The sequence below is a fragment of the Pseudomonas sp. Irchel s3a10 genome, assembly GCF_900187525.1.
In the GTDB taxonomy this organism is placed as follows: domain Bacteria; phylum Pseudomonadota; class Gammaproteobacteria; order Pseudomonadales; family Pseudomonadaceae; genus Aquipseudomonas; species Aquipseudomonas koreensis_G.
The window spans coordinates 172,792-188,875 of sequence record NZ_FYDR01000001.1; the positions used below are offsets into that span (position 1 = coordinate 172,792).

Genomic DNA, 16,084 nt, shown 5'->3' on the forward strand with positions numbered 1-16,084 from the left:
GAGATGCTCGATGTCTGCTGAAAAACCTTCAGAGCAGAGCTACAACCCGCACATGCCGCTGTCGCAGGCATTGCTGCTGCCGCGCATCGTGATCGAAAACACCATGCCGACCCTCGATGGCGGGCAGTTTGCCGTGAAGTCGATCGTCGAGCGTGACGTGATCGTCACCAGCAAGGTCTTTGCCGACGGCCACGACAAGCTGGCCGTGCGCATCCGCTGGCGTGCCGAGGGCGAAGAGTCCTGGCACAGCGAGGTGATGAGCGAGCTGGGCAATAACAGTTGGCAGGGGCAGTTTCGTCCCGACCGCCAGGGGCGCTACCTGTACTGCATCGAAGCGTGGATCGACCATTTCGCCAGTTTCCAGTACGAACTGGAGAAAAAGCACAACGCCGCCGTCCCGGTGTCACTCGAACTGCAGGAAGGCCGCAGCATGGTGCAGCAGGCCGCCGAACGCAGCGAAGGTCAGCTCAGCGAGGAACTCGCTGCCTTGCATCATGAATTGTCCGGCCTGCTCGAAACCGAGCAGGTGGCGCTGTTTCTGCACTCGCGTAGTGCGCAATTGATGGCGCAGGCCGATCACCGCGCCTATCTGAGCCTGAGCGCTGAATTCCCGGTGGATGTCGAACGGGAACTGGCCGAATTCGCCAGTTGGTACGAGCTGTTTCCGCGCTCGATCACCGACGATCCCAAGCGTCACGGCACTTTCAACGACGTGCACTCCCGCCTGCCGATGATTCAGGACATGGGTTTCGACGTGCTGTACTTCACGCCGATCCACCCGATCGGCCGCGCCCATCGCAAGGGCCGCAACAATTCCCTGACCGCAGGTCCCGATGATCCGGGCAGTCCGTACGCGATCGGCAGCGAGGAGGGTGGCCATGAGGCGATTCACTCGCAGCTCGGCACCCGCGAAGACTTCCGCCGGTTGGTCGCCGCCGCCGCTGAGCATGGCCTGGAAATCGCTCTCGATTTCGCCATTCAGTGCTCTCAGGATCACCCGTGGCTCAAGCAGCATCCGGGCTGGTTCAACTGGCGCCCGGACGGCACGATCAAATACGCGGAAAACCCGCCGAAGAAATACCAGGACATCGTCAACGTCGACTTCTATGCGCCGGATGCGATCCCCAGCCTCTGGGTGGAACTGCGCGATATCGTCGTCGGCTGGGTCAACGAAGGTGTGAAAATCTTCCGCGTCGACAATCCGCACACCAAGCCGCTGCCGTTCTGGCAATGGCTGATCGCCGATGTGCGGGCGCTGCACCCGGAGGTGATCTTCCTCGCCGAGGCGTTCACCACGCCGGCGATGATGGCGCGTCTGGGCAAGGTCGGTTATTCCCAGAGTTATACCTATTTCACCTGGCGCAACACCAAGTCGGAGCTGGCGACCTATTTCACCGAACTCAACGAGTCGCCGTGGCGTGAATGCTACCGGCCGAACTTCTTCGTCAACACGCCGGACATCAACCCGGCGTTCCTGCATGAGTCGGGGCGGCCGGGGTTTCTGATCCGCGCGGCGCTGGCGACCATGGGGTCGGGCCTGTGGGGCATGTATTCCGGTTATGAGCTGTGTGAGGCGGCACCGGTGCCGGGCAAGGAGGAGTATCTCGATTCGGAGAAGTACGAGATCCGCGTCCGCGACTTCAATGCGCCGGGCAACATCATTGCCGAAATCGCCCAGCTCAACCGCATCCGCCGGCAGAACCCGGCGCTGCACACGCACCTGGGGTTGAAAATCTACAACGCGTGGAACGACAACATTCTGTATTTCGGCAAGCGCAGCTTTGACGGCAGCAATTTCATTCTGGTGGCGGTGAGCCTCGATCCGCATAACGTGCAGGAAGCCAATTTCGAACTGCCGCTGTGGGAAATGGGCTTGCCCGATGACGCGACCACCCACGGTGAGGATTTGATGAACGGGCATCGCTGGGACTGGCATGGCAAGTACCAGTTCATGCGCATCGACCCGGCGTACCAGCCGTTCGGGATCTGGCGGATTACTGCCGCATAAGGTCGTGCACAGAACCTTGTGGCGAGGGAGCTTGCTCCCGCTCGGCTGCGCAGCAGTCGTAACCCAAGTGAACGCGGTGCATCAGAACAAATGCAATGGGGCTGCTTCGCAACCCAGCGGGAGCAAGCTCCCTCGCCACAGGTATTAGCCGCGTGGCTTTCCAGAATTGAACAGGAGTTTCACATGGCGAAGAAACCCAAGGCAGCCACCTTTATCAAAGACCCGCTCTGGTACAAGGATGCGGTGATCTATCAAGTTCACGTCAAATCGTTTTTCGACTCCAACAACGACGGGATCGGCGACTTTCCCGGCCTGATCGCCAAACTCGACTACATCGCCGAACTCGGCGTCAACACCATCTGGCTACTGCCGTTCTATCCGTCGCCACGTCGCGATGACGGTTACGACATCGCCGAATACCGCGGCGTACACAGCGATTACGGGACCATGGCCGACGCCAAGCGTTTCATCGCCGAGGCGCACAAGCGTGGTTTGCGGGTTATCACCGAGTTGGTCATCAACCACACCTCCGATCAGCACCCGTGGTTCCAGCGGGCGCGCAAGGCCAAGCCCGGTTCGGCGGCGCGCGACTTTTATGTGTGGTCGGATGACGACCAGAAATACGACGGCACCCGGATCATCTTCCTCGACACCGAAAAGTCCAACTGGACCTGGGACCCGGTCGCCGGCCAATACTTCTGGCACCGTTTCTATTCGCACCAGCCCGATCTCAATTTCGACAACCCGCAAGTGATGAAAGCGGTGCTGTCGGTGATGCGTTACTGGCTGGACATGGGCATCGACGGCCTGCGTCTCGACGCGATTCCGTACCTGATCGAACGCGACGGCACCAACAACGAAAACCTCCCCGAGACCCACGACGTCCTCAAGCAGATCCGGGCCGAGATCGACGCGAATTACCCCGACCGCATGCTGCTGGCCGAGGCCAACCAATGGCCGGAAGACACCCAGCTGTACTTCGGCGACACCGATGCCGAGGGCGTCAATGGCGACGAATGCCACATGGCCTTTCACTTCCCGCTGATGCCGCGTATGTACATGGCGCTGGCCCAGGAAGATCGCTTCCCGATCACCGACATTCTGCGGCAAACCCCCGAGATTCCGGCCAACTGCCAGTGGGCAATTTTCCTGCGCAACCACGATGAGTTGACGCTGGAGATGGTCACCGACAAGGAGCGCGACTACCTGTGGAATTACTACGCCGCTGACCGCCGCGCGCGGATCAACCTCGGCATTCGTCGGCGTCTGGCACCGTTGATGGAGCGAGATCGCCGCCGCGTCGAGTTGCTCAACAGCCTGCTGCTGTCGATGCCCGGCACGCCGACCCTGTATTACGGCGACGAAATCGGCATGGGCGACAACATCTACCTCGGCGACCGCGATGGTGTGCGAACGCCGATGCAATGGTCGATCGACCGCAACGGCGGCTTCTCCCGCGCCGATCCGGCCAGTCTGGTGCTGCCGCCGATCATGGACCCGCAATACGGTTATCTCTCCGTCAACGTCGAGACTCAGGCCGGCGATCCGCATTCGCTGCTCAACTGGACGCGACGCATGCTCGCCGTGCGCAAGCAGTCCAAGGCGTTCGGCCGTGGCACGTTGAAGATGCTCTCGCCGAGCAACCGACGGATTCTGGCCTACACCCGTGAGTTCACCGACGCTGACGGCAAACACGAAATCATTCTTTGCGTGGCCAACGTCTCGCGCAGCGCGCAAGCGGCGGAACTCGATCTGTCGGCTTACGTCGGCATGGTTCCGGTGGAGATGCTCGGTGGTAACGCGTTCCCGCCGATCGGCCAGTTGAATTTCCTGCTGACCCTGGCGCCGTACGGTTTCTACTGGTTCGCCCTCGCTGCGGAAAACCAGATGCCGAGCTGGCACGTGGAACCGGCGCAGAGCCTGCCGGACTTCACCACCCTGGTGCTGAAAAAACGCATGGAAGAACTGCTCGAAACGCCGACCCGCAACACCCTGGAGCAGAGCATCCTGCCGAGCTGGCTGCAGAACCGCCGCTGGTTCGCCGGCAAGGACGCGGCCATCGAGCAGGTCAATCTGGCCTACGGCGTGCGCTTCGGCGATGCGCAGCATCCGGTGCTGCTCAGCGAGATCGAAGTCACCAGCGCCGGGCAGACCAGCCGCTATCAACTACCGTTCGGCTTCATCGCCGAAGATCAGGTCGGGCCGGCGTTGCCGCAGCAACTGGCGTTGTCCCGGGTTCGTCGCGGGCGTCAGGTCGGTCTGATCACTGATGCGTTCAGCCTCGAAACGTTCGTGCACGCGGTGCTGCAAGGCATGCAGAGCAACACCGTGCTCAATTCCGAACAGGGCGAGATTCGTTTCGCGCCGACCGCGCAACTGGAAAAACTCGGCCTCGGCGCCGAATCCGAGGTGCGTTATCTGTCGGCCGAGCAATCGAACAGTTCGGTGGTGATCGGCAACAGTCTGGTGCTGAAGCTGATCCGCAAGGTCGCCTCGGGTGTACACCCGGAACTGGAAATGAGCGCGTACCTGACCGAGGCCGGTTTCGCCAACATCTCACCGCTGCTCGGCTCGGTGATCCGCCGCGACGCCGCTGGCGAAGACAATCTACTGATGATCGCCCAAGGCTATCTGAGCAATCAGGGCGATGCCTGGGAATGGACGCAGAACAACCTCGAACGAGCGTTGCGTGATGAACTGGCGGACGCGATGTCCGAGCAGGAACAGCATTACAACGCCCTCGGCGAGCTGAAGGACTTTGCCGGCATGCTCGGCCAGCGTCTGGGCGAAATGCACCAAGTGCTGGCGGCTCCAAGCGACAACGCCGACTTCGCCCCGCAAACCACCAGCGCCAAGGACGCCCAAGCCACTGGCAAGGACGTTGCGGCGCAGGTCGAGCATGCGTTGAAGCTGCTCAAGCAGCATCAGAGTCATCTGAGCGCGGCGGATCAGAAAATGGTCGCGCGGCTGCTCGACAACAAAAAAGTCATCCTCGGCCATGTGCAGGAACTCGCGCAGAAAGCCGTGGGCGGCTTGCGGATTCGCGTCCACGGCGACCTGCACCTGGGTCAGGTGCTGGTGATCAAGGGCGATGCCTATCTGATCGATTTCGAGGGTGAACCGGCGCGGCCGCTGCACGAACGGCGCGGCAAACACAGTCCGTACAAGGACGTCAGTGGTGTGCTGCGCTCCTTCGATTACGCGGCGGCGATGACGATCAACGTGCACAACGTCGATCACAGTCCAGAGTCGGAAGCGGCCCGGCATCGGGTTGCCGAGCGCTATCTGCGTGAGGCGCGCGAGGCATTTGTTCAGGCGTATCGCCAAGCGGCAGCTAGTCTTGATCATGCCTGGCAGGATCCTGCAGGTGCCGACGCTGCGCTTGCGCTGTTCGGCCTGGAGAAGGCGGCCTATGAAGTGGCCTATGAAGCCGAAAATCGCCCCACGTGGCTGCCCGTGCCGTTGCACGGTTTGTATGGGTTATTGACGGGGCTTAAACCCTTTTCCGATCTTGGTGGAGAGTAGTCATGAGTTTCTCGAACAAGGAACAGGGTCACGCTAAAGAAGCGTTATTGCCGGCGGCGCGGGACATCGACGCCCTGGTGCGCGCTGAACACCACGACCCGTTTTCCATTCTCGGCCCGCACGGTGATGGTGCCGGTGGGCAGTTCATCCGCGCCTATCTGCCGGGTGCGTTGAAAGTCGAAGTGCTGGACAAGGACAGCGGTGAAGAGCGCGGCGAACTGCAAGCCACCGAAACACCGGGGCTGTTTGTCGGTCACTTCGATCAGGCGCGGCCGTATCTGCTGCGTACTCGTTGGGCCGGCGGCGAACAGGTCGCGGAAGATCCCTACAGCTTTGGCCAGTTGCTCGGCGAAATGGATTTGTATCTGTTCGCCGAAGGCAATCATCGCGACCTCAGCAGTTGCCTCGGCGCACAACTGACCACGGTCGATGGCGTCGACGGTGTGCGTTTTGCCGTGTGGGCGCCGAATGCTCGCCGAGTGTCGGTGGTCGGCGATTTCAACGTGTGGGACGGTCGTCGTCATCCGATGCGCTTGCGCCATCCGTCCGGGGTCTGGGAGTTGTTCATTCCGCGCCTGCAAGCAGGGGAGTTGTACAAGTACGAAATCCTCGGCGCTCACGGCATCTTGCCGTTGAAGGCCGACCCGATGGCCCTGGCCACCAGCCTGCCGCCGGACACCGCGTCGAAAGTCGCCGCACCGCTGCAGATCAACTGGCAGGATCAGGACTGGATGAACGGCCGTCGCGAACGGCAGAAGCATTCAGCGCCGCTGTCGATCTACGAATTGCATGCCGGCTCGTGGCAGTGCGAACTGGACGATCTGGGCGAAGTCGCCCGCCAGTACACCTGGCCGGAACTGGCCGAACGGCTGATCCCTTACGTCAAGGAACTGGGTTTCACTCATATCGAATTGATGCCGATCATGGAGCACCCGTTTGGCGGCTCATGGGGTTATCAGTTGCTCTCGCAATTCGCCCCGAGCGCCCGTTACGGCACGCCGGAGCAATTCGGTGAGTTCGTCGACGCCTGTCACCGCGCCGATATCGGCGTGATCCTCGACTGGGTGCCAGCGCATTTCCCTACCGATACCCATGGCCTGGCGCAGTTCGACGGCACCGCGCTGTACGAATATGGCAACCCGCTGGAAGGCTTTCACCAGGATTGGGACACGCTGATTTACAACCTGGGCCGCACCGAAGTGCACGGCTACATGCTGGCGTCAGCGTTGCATTGGTTGAAGCATTTCCACATTGACGGTCTGCGCGTCGATGCGGTGGCCTCGATGCTGTATCGCGACTATTCGCGCAAGGCCGGCGAATGGGTGCCGAACCGTCACGGCGGGCGCGAGAATCTGGAGGCAATCGATTTCCTTCGTCACTTGAATGACGTGGTCGAGCTGGAGGCCCCGGGAGCGCTGGTGATCGCCGAGGAATCCACCGCATGGCCGGGCGTCAGCCAGAGCACCCAGCAGGGCGGTCTCGGTTTCGCCTACAAATGGAACATGGGCTGGATGCACGACTCGCTGCACTACATCCAGCAGGATCCGGTGTACCGTGCGCATCACCACAACGAATTGAGTTTCGGTCTGGTCTACGCCTGGTCCGAGCGCTTCATCCTGCCGATCTCCCACGACGAAGTGGTGCACGGCAAGCACTCGCTGATCGACAAGATGCCCGGCGACCGCTGGCAGAAATTCGCCAACCTGCGCGCCTATCTGAGTTTCATGTGGACCCATCCGGGCAAGAAGCTGTTGTTCATGGGTTGCGAATTCGGCCAGTGGCGCGAGTGGAATCACGATCAGCAGCTGGACTGGTACCTGCTGCAATACTCGGAACACAAAGGCGTGCAGAAACTGGTCGGCGACCTCAACCGCTTGTACCGCGAGGAACCGGCGCTGCACGATCAGGACGATGCGCCGCAGGGCTTCCAGTGGTTGATCGGCGATGACGCGATCAACAGCGTGTACGCGTGGCTGCGCTGGAGCAAGGACGGCAAACCGGTGCTGGTGGTGGCCAACTTCACTCCGGTGCCGCGTCAGTCGTACCGGGTCGGCGTGCCGTTCGCCGGGCGCTGGAACGAGCTGCTCAACAGCGATGCCGACACCTACGCCGGGTCCAATTATGGCAATGGCGGCGGGGCGTTTACCGAAGAGGTGCCGAGCCATGGCCAGTCGCTGTCGCTGGAGCTGAATCTGCCGCCGCTGGCGGTGTTGATTCTCAAGCCGGAGGGTTGATCCAGACACCGCTAACCCTGTGGGAGTGAGCTTGCTCGCGAAGGCGATATGTCAGTCAACGATGATGTTGAATGTTCAGCCGCTTTCGCGAGCAAGCTCGCTCCCACAGTGATCCTGGGTGATCCGAAATCACCAACGCATCCGCACCCCCAGGCTGCCAATCAACCCGTTCAAGTCATTGTCATCCACATCACTGCTGTAATCGGCGCTGACATACAGGCTGACCGCCGGCGTCACCCGCGCCACCAATCCGAGCCCTAATTCGACCGTCGATGATTTGCGGCTGCTGCTGATTTTGTCGACCTGATCCAGAGTCACCGTGTTGCCGGTATACACCGTGTGCCAGAGGTTGGTGCGCACGTAGGGTTCCACGGGCAGACCGTTCACATCGTAGCTACCTTTGAGGCGGGCGCCGACGCGGCCGCTCCACGCCGACAGATCCGATGACGACGCATTGCCGGAGCCCGCGTACGGCGTGTCGAGGGTGATGCGCTGATTGATCAGTTGCGCCTGGGGTTCAACCACCCAGTTGCCGCCCAGGCCGATCGGATACCCACCTTCGACCGAGAAGGTCATCGCACTGCCTTCGGTGGCCTGGCGCACGCCTTGTTCGTTGCGACTGAAACCGCTGACCCGGCCACCGCTGGCCGTCAGGTCGACATGCCAGCCTTGCGCGCCAGTCAGGCGGTAATAAGCGCCGAGGCTCTGTCCTTGCAGGTTCAGAGTGTCGGCGGCCGGGTCGGCGAGGGCGCGGCTGTTGATCGGGCCACCGCTGTTGGCCTGGATCTGGTTGTATCCGCCAATCAGACCGAGGGTCTGAGTCTGGCCGCCGGCGCTTTGCACGGTGATTACTGGCGCGCCTTTGAAGTCGCCGTTGCCGGGGGTGGCAAAACCTGGTGACAGCACGTCGGTTTGCGCTCGCCGAGCGCTTTGCCCGTACAACTGATCCCAGGCCACCGGTGCCAGATCCTCGGTGATCAGGTCGGCGCCGCGCAGATCGGGACGGGGACTCAGGCGTTGGGGCCCGGGGGTAATAACGGTCACCGGCAGGGTCAGGACGGGCACGTCCTGGCGATACCAGGGGGTGGTTTCATCCGCTGCAGGACCGGCCTGCGCCTCCATGGATGAGCACAGCAGAATCGAACTCGACACTGTGCAAAACGTCACTTTGATTTCTTGCGGGGTGAATGAGCTTTTCATGGAGGTCTACCTTGCAAGCGCATGCGGGCTCTCTTTTCTGGCGTCTCTCCTACCCCGAACGAGGGGCGACCGAATGGGGCGGGGCGAACCGCGGCGCTCGATTTCGCGAGTGCCGGAAGGGTCGCCCCGGTTAGTGATTCCGGGGGTAGTAAGGTAGAGATAAGAAGAGTGATGCCCATGCGTCAAGAAACTGAACGATGAGCGGTACAGCTAAATCAGGCGCTGCAAGTGTTTGTTTTTCTGCACATATCTAAGTCGTTGTCTGTGCTCACAAATGCACTTCGACCGCCAGCGGCAAATGGTCCGACAAGTGCGTCCACGGCTTGTTGCCGAGGATCTGCGGGTCGTGGCTGCTGGCATTTCGCAGGTAAATGCGGTCCAGGCGCAGCAGTGGAAAACGCGCGGGGTAGGTCTTGGCCGGGCGGCCGTGGTGGCGTTCGAAGGCTTCGTGCAGGTAATCGCGGCGGGCGAGGGCGACATTGCCCTGCAACTGCCAGTCGTTGAAGTCGCCGGCAATGATCACTGGTGCATCGTCGGGCAATGATTCGAGCAACTGGCAAAGCAACTGCAACTGCAATTGGCGGTGGCTTTCCAGCAGACTCAGGTGCACGCAGATCGCGTGGACTTCGGCGTGGCCCGGTACGTCCAGCACGCAGTGCAGCAGGCCTCTGCGCTCGGGGCCGGTGATCGATACGTCAAGGTTGCGGTATTCGCGAATCGGGTATTTCGACAGCAGGGCATTGCCATGATGACCATCGGGGTACACCGCGTTGCGCCCGTAGGCAAAGTCGCTCCACATGCTGTCGGCAAGAAATTCGTATTGCGAGGTTTGCGGCCATTCCTGGTAACGATTGGAATGTCGCTCGTGTTCGCCCACCACCTCCTGCAGAAACACCAGATCGGCCGAGGTGCTGCGCACCGCTTCGCGCAGTTCCGGCAGGATGAAGCGCCGGTTGAGGGCGGTAAAACCCTTGTGAGTGTTGACCGTCAGCACGCGCAGGCGATGGATGACGGGTGCGTCTACGGCGTGACGCTTGGGATCGCTGGACACGTTCACTCCTCTGAAAAAACGGCTTCCTGTTCATGCGACTGGTCTGTGAGCGAGCAGTTCCTTCCAGATGCCTCAGGCCGTAATGCAAATCACCAGAGCCGCCAGGAAACCTGTGGGAGCGAGCTTGCTCGCGAAAGCGGTCTCCCGATCGACCAATCTCCGACTGAATGCACTCGGTCAAATTGTGGGAGCTGGCTTGCCAGCGATGACGGCTCACAAGCCGACCAACCTCCCACTGAATGCAAGCATTCCAACTGTGGGAGCGGCGGTGCGACGATTCGACTTGCTCGCGAAGGCGGCCTATCAGACAAAATCAAAACAACAGAGCAAACCCCGCACATAAACATAACCCCGCAACCACGTTTAAAGTACACGAACCGTTACGCCATAACGGCTACAACGCCTTGCGCCGTTACCTACGTGTACGCCAGAATCCGCCGGCTTACACGACCATACCCTGCGCTATATCGTTTCCCTGCCACTGCCCATCGGTGGTTGGGTTTAGTAGCCCGTATGGTTTTAGTAAGTGCATGAGTCCCATTGAGCCAGGCGTATCTATTGCCTGCACTTCGATGGTGGTTGTGCGCAGGGCGCTCTCGAGCGCGCCGGTCTTGCTAATTCCTCCGGTCTACTAACCTGTGCACAGCCGCCACCCTTCTTTTAGTAGAGAACGGTCGCGGCCCTCAATCAGGAATTAGATATTTATGTTCAAAGCCACACCTAACCCCCCGGACACCTCGATCCCGTACGACCCAGCCCTCGACCCGCAGAAGATAAAAGCGGCAACCGACCGCGCCATCAACTTCTACCTCAACCCCGGCGCACTGAAGATCTCGATCCCTTCAGCCTCGTCACGCCAATCGAACAGAATCTTCCTCATCGACCCCACCGTGGACGAAGAAACGTTGCTCGTCGAAGCCTGCGAATCCCTGGCCGCTGCCAGCGATATGGCCCGAGATATCGGCGACTCCATCGACAACCCACAGCGCCGGGCGATGCTGATGCTGCATCAGGTGATCATGCTCAGTGAACTGATGGTCAACCGGGTGCTGGACAGCCGCCGCGTGCCGAACTAACTGCCCGGTCCCCCTGTAGGAGCTGCCGAAGGCTGCGATCTTTTGATCTTGATCTTTAAAAGCAACATCAAAAGATCGCAGCCTTCGGCAGCTCCTACATGAAGTCATTCTTTCAAAGTACCTCGATCGGAGTTCCATCTGATGCCCGAAACCCAACCCAATCCGCCAGTCACAGACCCGCTATCACCCTACGAATCCCTCAACTCAAGAAAACTCCACGAAGCCGCCGAACGCGCCCTTGACCACTACCTCGCGCCCGCGCAAATCATGGCCACACCCTACACCCCCAGCAGCATGTTCCTGGTCAACCCACAAACCGACACCGAATCCCTGCTGGCTAACGCCTGCGAATCCCTGGCCTCGGCCACGGTCATGCTCGGCGATTTCGCCGGGACGCTGGAGGGGCCGAGTCGTAATACGGTGTTGGGCATTGCGCAGGTGGTGATGCTGGGGGAGTTGGCGGTGAATCAGGCGCTGGATAATGTGGTGCCAAAGGAATAGGCGCCAGAGGACGGATTAATGAGTCCGTCCCCTGGTACTCCGATTGTTAAGTCGCGCCTGTTTCACCGGCGTTTTGAAACCACAGACGTTTTTCAGTTTCTGAAAGCAACCGTATAAATATCAAGAGAATTGAGATGCTGAGACGGCACATTCGTCATCACGAACCTGAGTGTATCGAACGCTTGTCCGTTGCTTGGGGCAACGACCCTCTCAAAATCAAGTTGGGGATTGATGCCTTCGAAGAACTCTATTGTGGACATCACCAAATTGTTCTTAAGAAACTCAAGTTGGATGCGACCATTCGTATGCATTCGGTACCTGCCTTTGATTGTCGCACTCTTGGCAATTTCATGTCTTAGTGCCAAGGAGTACTTAAGTGTGCCTGGATCATACCCAGCAATCAGAACGGCCCGCATTGCCCGGAGAGAAGAGATCACACCAACACTCCCGTGTTCCCCGATCGTTGTAATAAGCGTTAGTTTGGTGTGCAACCCCTGAATGGACTCCCCTGGTTCGAGAAACTGGACGGGATATGACTGAAAGTCTTCGACGATGAACGCGGGAGCGTCTACGGTCACAGTCCACTCCCCCGACTCCGTCCCGCTGCCATACAACGCCTTGGCTTTGAACACATGCTTCGTACGCGTCAGCCCGGTCAATTCAACCATCCATATGCCATTCCCATCGGCCTCGACCCTTTTGCCAGTGGAGCTGTTACCGTCAAAAATTTCCACCTCAAGATACTTAGTCGCCGTCCCCCTCAGACGAACAGTGGTGTCACCGGTGCTTCCACCATTGCTGATTGGCTGACCTTTGGAATCCTCCGCACCGGTGATGGCCGGCACGGCCCCATTCAAAACGGTCAGGCGCCAGGTATTCGACGGCGGGTTATTTGCGTATTGACCAATGGCCTTGAAGGTATGCAACACGTCCAGCGATAACCCGCTCACGGTACGGGTCCAGATGGAGTTGCTCTCTGCCTTGGCCTTGCCTTTGGAGACCGCACCGAGGAAAACTTCCACCTCCTGGCCGGCCGGCGCGGAGCCAGTGAATGTGACGCTGGTGTGCACGGTGTAACCGTTTTCGCGGATGTTCCAGTTGCTCTCGTCTTTTACTGATGTGATGGCCGGTGTGTCGGCAGCCACCACTACGACGACCCGCGGAGCCGATTCAACCCCACCGCCATACTGGGCAGTAGCGGTGAAACTATGGGTGTCGGCGCTCAGCCCCGTCACCGGGAACTCCCAGTCACCACTCTGTGGATCGATGTCGGCAATGCCTATCTCGATATTGCCATCCTTGATCAGGACTTTCTGGCCTTTAGCCCCTTTGCCTTTAAGCTTGATCGAGGTGTCAACGGTCGTGGCGCCCGGGAGAATTTCTTCCCCTTTGGAGTTTTCCACCCGAGTGATAGTTGGCGCGGTAGGAGCGGTCACGACCACGACCCACGGATCCGATATCTGCCCATTGCCGTACTGGGCAGTGGCGGTGAAACTATGGGAGACAAGGGCCAGCCCCGTCACCGGAAACTCCCAGTCACCACTCTGTGGATCGACGTCGGCAATGCCTATCTCGATGGTGCCGTCCTTGATCTGGACTTTCTGGCCTTTAGCCCCTTTCCCTTTAAGCGTGATCGAAGTGTCAACGGTCGTGGCGCCCGGGAGAATTTCTTCCCCTTTGGAGTCTTCCACACGGGTAATTTCTGGCCGCACATCCTCAATCGCTTTGATCGTATAAGTGCGCACTGGAAACTCCACCGCCTCACTCTCCACCGAGCTCTGACCAAGCGCCGCTTTAAACACCAATTCCAGGCCGCTGCCATCCTGCAGAGCGTTGAGCTCATCGGCTGGAAGCGAAACAGTGAAGAACCGGTCAGCAATCCAGTCGGGATTGGTGAAGGCCGTCGGCGCGCTCCAGATCTCGCGCAGGTAGGCGCTGCCGTCGGTATTGGTCCCGCACAGGCGCAACCAGACGTATTGGTTGAGGGCGATCAGCGGCCAGTCACCCATGCGTACGGACGCTTGGGTCAGGTTGCCGGTATGCAGTTCCGGGCCGGCGCCGTCGTTGTCGGCCTGCTCGATGGTGGGGCTGGCCAGCGCGCTCTGCGGCATTGCTTGCACCGTCAGGTCAAATACCCGGGACGGTGTTGGATGACCATCAATGATGACGACGTAGGAGATTTTTACCTGCTTACCCAGATTGAACGCCACCACGCTATTCGGGATCGCAAACTCAAGCCCTTCGCTTACCGCGCGCGGCGCTGAGGTATGCGACCCGCCGGCCGGCGTGCCGTCAGCGCCAGTCCAGGTGACGCTGATTGCATGGTTTGGCAGCAGCGCGCTGTTGTCCGGCACCACGATGGTCAAGGTGTCCCTGACCAGCAGCGGGTTGAGTGCGCTGTCGCCGTTGTTTTCCTTGATCGAGGGGGCGAGCAGTTCCAGCGCGACGCCCACGGTGAACACCAATGGATTCGAGAGGCTGGTCTCATTTGTGGCATGGCGCCAGAGCTGGTAGCGGACGGTGATCTTGCTGCCGCGGTTCGGTTCGATGTGTTGGGCGACGAAGGCGGCGTCCAGGTTGATGACCCAGTCTTGCTGGGCGGTTACGGCATTGAATGTGCGGGACCCGGGTTCCTCGCCGGAGATGTCGCCCACCCACTTCCAGGTGGCCTCGTCGTTGGCTACCCATGGCTTCACCACAGGCCTGGGGATGGTCAGTCTACTGGTACCGCCGGGCAGTGTGGCCGGGTCGAGGAAGCCGTTCGCCACCCCGAGGACAATGGGGGCGTCCAGCTCGAATTTCGGTTCACCCACATTGAGCAATTTCGTGTGCACCGACTCCCGTCTGAGGATCTCGTCGCCTTCGGCTATCAGCAGGTCGTACCACCCCTTCAGGGTTCCGCCGTCAAGGAGCTTGAGGTTGTAGTCATCGACGGTGATGACAAAACCTTCGGGATTCTCGACTTCATCCTCCTCCGGAATGTGCCACTCCAACTCAGGCAGGAAGGTGCTGCCGTCCGGACGTTTACCCAACAGGAACAGCTCAATGCCCATGCCGTACTCGATGGCCGGATCGAACGGAATGCGGACGTTGATGGGGGTCTTCGTGGGATCGATGAAGTCACCCTCGGCTTCTTCGATGATCGGTGCGGCCAGGCGGTGGGCTGCGCCGGTGACTTGTACAAACTGCCCTTTTGAGCGTAACGGGTCACTGCTGCCGCTGCGTTCCAGCCGATAGAAGAAACTGACCTGGGTATTGACCAGTTTACGCACGGCCGCAATGGACAGCTTGAACTCGTAGTTATGCGGGATATTGTCGACGGTCTGGGGCAGGGCGGTGACTTCGACTTTTTCGCCCTCCAGGGTGGTGCCGAGCATGGTCAAGTGAATGATGTCATCCATCTCGAAGTCTGGCCGGGTGGCCGTGACATGCACCGTGATGTCGTTATCGCCCTGTTTATCGGCGTCGAGTTCATTATTGACAGCCTCCTGAACAATCGGTGCGGCCAGCAGGTCGATGCCGGTGGTGACGACGATGCGGGTTGCCTTGCACCAGTCTTCCGATTCATTGCCGACGATGTCGCGCACTTTGAAGGTGACCGCCAGACCGAAGAGGTCGGTGTCACCAGCCTCTTTAATAGTGGCTTTGGAGACCGTGATTAATATCGGGTTTGCCGCTGGATCGTTGATCTGCTCCAGGGTCACCGGTGTGGAATACTCAAAAAAGCCCCCCCAACTGAGATGAATGACGTCGCCCTCCGCAATGTCGGGGTAAGGCAAGCCGCTGCCAGACTCGGACCTGATGACAATCGGCACTCCCGCTTCGGCAACGTCTTTGTCCACACCGCCGTTGACGATTGCCGGGGGAATGTACATGTACAGGTTGGAGTGACCAGGGCCCGGGTCGATGTCCTGGCCAGCGGGGAGTTCCAGTTTGACGAAGAGGTTGAGGGGCTTGTCCGGACGCTCTTCTTTTTGATTGGGCTGTTTGATTTCGTAGGTGAGTTGGTAAGGACCTGTCTGCAGATGACGGGGAGCCACCCACAAGAGGGTCGGTTGCTTGAGCTCGGCCTCGTCAATGATGGGGCGCCCGTCGACCTCACGGTCATTGAGCAGCAGCTTGACGGTATCTCCAACAGCCTTGGTGGCCCAGATGGGGATGACCACAAGCAGTCCGAGGTCGGGAAAAGTGAATACCGCCGCCCGGTTGATCCCCCACTGGCCGGAAGGCAGGAGGCGTCCGAGTACTATCGGGTCCAGCAGTGAATGGGGGGCAGAGATTTTCATCTTGGGCTGAACGAGCATGGACGGAACTCCAAGCGAACTGTCGGAAGACAAAGGGCATGGAGTTATTCAGCGCTGAAGATGACGGCTGTGGCTACTGTCAGAAATTACAGGTAGGGACGTATTTGCGATGAACGGTCGTGAGCCATAGCCACTTGCTCGCCGCATATCAATGTGGGAGCGGGCTCGCTCGCGAACAGGCCGGC

Annotated in this window: 8 protein-coding genes; 5 read left to right on the plus strand and 3 right to left on the minus strand. The window is 59.8% G+C overall.

What is annotated here, in order from left to right; genetic code table 11:
* Positions 1–10: 10 nt before the first annotated feature.
* The 3 genes from CKW11_RS00875 to glgB all read left to right on the plus strand — a co-directional run bounded on the left by CKW11_RS00875 (position 11) and on the right by glgB (position 7,767).
* Positions 11–2,008 (plus strand): alpha-1,4-glucan--maltose-1-phosphate maltosyltransferase, encoded by a 1,998-nt coding sequence (locus CKW11_RS00875; RefSeq protein WP_095135572.1) that lies wholly within the window; start codon positions 11–13, stop codon positions 2,006–2,008.
* Positions 2,009–2,191: 183 nt separating this feature from the next.
* Entirely contained in the window at positions 2,192–5,533 is a 3,342-nt protein-coding gene (gene treS, locus CKW11_RS00880) for a maltose alpha-D-glucosyltransferase (protein ID WP_095135574.1), read from the plus strand.
* Positions 5,534–5,535: 2 nt separating this feature from the next.
* The gene (gene glgB / locus CKW11_RS00885) at positions 5,536–7,767 is read left to right on the plus strand and encodes a 1,4-alpha-glucan branching protein GlgB (protein WP_095135576.1); all 2,232 of its coding nucleotides are present in this window, start codon (positions 5,536–5,538) and stop codon (positions 7,765–7,767) included.
* 129 nt (positions 7,768–7,896) lie between these two features.
* Here the strand turns inward: glgB and CKW11_RS00890 are convergent, their stop codons facing one another.
* Both CKW11_RS00890 and CKW11_RS00895 read right to left on the minus strand, forming a co-directional pair.
* Positions 7,897–8,967, minus strand: coding sequence for an autotransporter outer membrane beta-barrel domain-containing protein (locus tag CKW11_RS00890; RefSeq protein ID WP_095135578.1), 1,071 nt, complete (start codon positions 8,965–8,967; stop codon positions 7,897–7,899).
* A 268-nt stretch (positions 8,968–9,235) separates the two neighbouring features.
* Entirely contained in the window at positions 9,236–10,018 is a 783-nt protein-coding gene (locus CKW11_RS00895; RefSeq protein WP_007966768.1) for an endonuclease/exonuclease/phosphatase family protein, read from the minus strand.
* Positions 10,019–10,722: 704 nt separating this feature from the next.
* Between CKW11_RS00895 and CKW11_RS00900 the strand changes: the two genes are divergently transcribed.
* Both CKW11_RS00900 and CKW11_RS00905 read left to right on the plus strand, forming a co-directional pair.
* On the plus strand, positions 10,723–11,094 hold the full coding sequence (locus tag CKW11_RS00900) for a DUF6124 family protein (protein WP_095135580.1): 372 nt from the start codon (positions 10,723–10,725) through the stop codon (positions 11,092–11,094).
* Positions 11,095–11,235: 141 nt separating this feature from the next.
* Positions 11,236–11,595, plus strand: coding sequence for a DUF6124 family protein (locus CKW11_RS00905; protein ID WP_095135582.1), 360 nt, complete (start codon positions 11,236–11,238; stop codon positions 11,593–11,595).
* A gap of 92 nt (positions 11,596–11,687) precedes the next feature.
* On the opposite strand, the gene CKW11_RS00910 is transcribed toward CKW11_RS00905, so the two are convergent.
* Positions 11,688–15,899 (minus strand): hypothetical protein, encoded by a 4,212-nt coding sequence (locus CKW11_RS00910; RefSeq protein ID WP_095135584.1) that lies wholly within the window; start codon positions 15,897–15,899, stop codon positions 11,688–11,690.
* Between the last annotated feature and the right edge of the window lie 185 nt (positions 15,900–16,084).

What these genes read in the sequence shown, in the direction of transcription:
- glgB (WP_095135576.1), top strand. Translation starts at nt 5,536, where the DNA reads ATGAGTTTCTCGAACAAGGAACAGGGTCACGCTAAAGAAGCGTTATTG.
- treS (WP_095135574.1), top strand. Translation starts at nt 2,192, where the DNA reads ATGGCGAAGAAACCCAAGGCAGCCACCTTTATCAAAGACCCGCTCTGG.
- CKW11_RS00890 (WP_095135578.1), bottom strand. Translation starts at nt 8,967, where the DNA reads ATGAAAAGCTCATTCACCCCGCAAGAAATCAAAGTGACGTTTTGCACA.
- CKW11_RS00900 (WP_095135580.1), top strand. Translation starts at nt 10,723, where the DNA reads ATGTTCAAAGCCACACCTAACCCCCCGGACACCTCGATCCCGTACGAC.
- CKW11_RS00905 (WP_095135582.1), top strand. Translation starts at nt 11,236, where the DNA reads ATGCCCGAAACCCAACCCAATCCGCCAGTCACAGACCCGCTATCACCC.
- CKW11_RS00875 (WP_095135572.1), top strand. Translation starts at nt 11, where the DNA reads ATGTCTGCTGAAAAACCTTCAGAGCAGAGCTACAACCCGCACATGCCG.
- CKW11_RS00910 (WP_095135584.1), bottom strand. Translation starts at nt 15,899, where the DNA reads ATGCTCGTTCAGCCCAAGATGAAAATCTCTGCCCCCCATTCACTGCTG.